Annotated in this window: 1 protein-coding gene; it reads left to right on the forward strand. The window is 38.1% G+C overall.

Annotated features, from left to right (window positions below):
* Nucleotides 1-90 precede the first annotated feature (90 nt).
* Complete coding sequence (locus RG963_RS16405) at nucleotides 91-1,686, forward strand: IS1634 family transposase (protein WP_310577350.1); 1,596 nt, start codon at nucleotides 91-93, stop codon at nucleotides 1,684-1,686.
* Nucleotides 1,687-1,708 lie beyond the last annotated feature (22 nt).

The following is a 1,708-nucleotide window of genomic DNA, read 5'->3' on the forward strand; positions in this document are numbered from 1 at the left end:
CTGACTTTCCGCAGATGTCTGATTAATTTATCTATTTTCCTCATTAATATATAAATATCTAAAATGTCGTATCTTGACTCTGAATTCATTATGTTTGTTACAACACGTTCTCTTGATCATCACGGAATCGTTTCTGGTATTTATGATGAACTTGAAATTGGAAAAGTGATTGATGAAGTGCTGCCCAAACTTGGGCAGCACAAGTTAGCTCATTCTATTGTAGTAAAGGCGATGATTCTCAACTGTCTTGGTTTCACTGACAGTCGCCTTTATATGTACTCTCAGTACTTTGAAACTCTTCCTGTTGAAAGGCTACTTGGTTCAGGAATCAGTGCGTCTGACCTTACTGATGATGTTTTAGGACGAACTCTTGACGAGATATATGGAGCAGATTCTACTCAACTTTTCATGAAACTTGCCTTGAAAATGATGGAAATTGTGAACATCAAGACTCAACTTCTCCAAAGTGACACTACTAATTTTAGCGTTTATGGTGACTACAAACATATCGATGGCAGTTTTGACATCGAAATTACATACGGTCATGCAAAAGACGGTAGAGATGACCTGAAACGTTTTGGACTTGGAATAATTACAAATCAGTATGGAATCCCGTTATTTGCAAAAGCTTACTCTGGTAATGCATCAGACAAAGAAATCATAATTGAGGCAATGAAAAAGCTTCAGGAAAACATAACTTTCCCTGATGATGTTTATTACATAGCTGACAGTGCTCTATACTCTGACAATAACATCAAATCAATGAGAAAAGGCATGAAGTGGATTACTCGTGTCCCTTCAACCCTAAATCTTTCAAAAGATTTGTTGATTTCTGATCTTGAGTTCAAACAGGGAGAGGACTCACGCTATTCATTTTATGAAACTATTGTTGAATATGGTGGTATCGAGCAAAAATGGGTAGTTGTTCACTCCACTGAGATGCAGAAAAGAAAGGACATTACTTTTGAAAGGAAAATCCAGAAGAAGGTTCTGGAATCTCAGAAAGATCTCAAAGATCTAAAAAAGATAAAGTTTGCCTGTGAAGAGGATGCCAGAGCAGCCCTGGAAAGATGGAAGAAAGAGAATCCGCACTGTTTGCTGGAAACCGTAGAGATTTCCACGGTTTCAACAAGGGAAAACGGCAGGAGAGGAAGGCCAAAGAAGGATGAAAAGCTTATCATCCACTATGTTGTAAATGCAAAAGCAGTCAGGAACGAAGAAATTGCACTGAATGAAAAAGAGTATCAGGGAAGGTTTATAATCGCGAGCAATGACCTCACTCTTGATGCTGAAAAGATGCTGGAACATTACAAGAACCAGAGTAAGGTGGAAAAAGGGTTCAGGTTCATAAAGGATAAAAGTTTCAGGGTTTCCGAAGTTTATTTGAAAAAACCTCAAAGAATTGAAGCTCTCTCAATGGTAATGGTCTTAACTCTGATGGTTTATTCGGTAGCGGAATGGAAGCTAAGAGAAAGGCTAAAAGAAACAGGGGAAACAATACCTGACCAGGTAAAGAAACAAACTCAAAAGCCCACATTGAAGTGGGCTTTTATGCTGATGAGAGAGATTACAGAAGTAAAAATGGAAGTGGACTCAAAAGTGGTAACTCAAATTGCCAACATGGATGAAGTTAAGGGCAAGATAATAAGGTTGATGGGAAAAAATTGTGAAAAATACTACTTTTGAGGAGAGATCTGCGGAAAGTCGG

The sequence above is a fragment of the Methanosarcina baikalica genome, assembly GCF_031461075.1.
Lineage (GTDB): Archaea > Halobacteriota > Methanosarcinia > Methanosarcinales > Methanosarcinaceae > Methanosarcina > Methanosarcina baikalica.